Genomic DNA, 891 nt, shown 5'->3' on the forward strand with positions numbered 1-891 from the left:
TCCACACCGGGAGGCGTCGGCTCCGCGCAGGGGCCGGCCACCACCGTGACCGCCGCGCCGCGGGCGGCCGCGGCGGCCGCCAGGGCGAAGCCCATACGGCCGCTGCTGCGGTTGCTGATGTAGCGGACAGGGTCGATGGCCTCACGGGTGGGGCCGGCGGTGATCAGCACCCGTTCGCCGGTCAGTGGGCCGTCGCCGACCGCGAGGGCGGCGACGATGGCCTCGGGCTCCAGCATCCGCCCGGCGCCGGTCTCACCGCAGGCCTGTGAGCCCTCGCCGGGGCCGATGAGCCGGACGCCGCGGGCCTCCAGCACCTCGCGGTTGGCCCGGGTGGCGGCGTTGGCCCACATCAGCCGGTTCATCGCCGGGGCGAGGCTGATGGGGGCGTCAGTGGCCAGGCACAGGGTGGCGAGGAGGTCGTCGGCGAGGCCATGGGCCAGCCGGGCCATGAAGTCCGCGCTCGCCGGCGCGATCAGTACCTGGTCCGCCCAGCGCGCCAGCTCGATGTGGCCCATAGCCGCCTCGGCATCCGGGTCGAGGAGGTCGTGATGGACGGGCCGGCCGGAGACCGCCTGGAAGGTCAGTGGCTGCACGAACGCCCGCGCCCCGGCGGTGAGCACGACGCGGACGTCGGCGCCCGTCTCGCGCAGGCGTCGTACCAGGTCGGGGGCCTTGTAGGCCGCGATCCCGCCGGTGACCCCGAGCAGGACGCGGCAGCCGGTGAGCTGCGGCATGGTGTTATCCGTGCAAATGGGCACAGATTACCGGCGTGCCCCGGGTATGGGAAGCATCCGCCGGTGCCGTGCGGGCCTGCGGGATGAGCGTGTAGACTCTGGGCGACAACGGGACGATGACCTCAGGGAGGAGGCATGGCGATCACGGACTGGCCGG

Annotated in this window: 1 protein-coding gene; it reads right to left on the reverse strand. The window is 73.8% G+C overall.

Going from position 1 to position 891, the window contains the following annotated elements:
• Positions 1–734 (reverse strand): bifunctional phosphopantothenoylcysteine decarboxylase/phosphopantothenate--cysteine ligase CoaBC (gene coaBC, locus G7A99_RS21740; protein WP_163144023.1); only part of this gene is annotated, 734 nt, incomplete at its 3' end.
• Positions 735–891: the final 157 nt, after the last annotated feature.

Source organism: Arhodomonas sp. KWT (genome assembly GCF_010993615.1).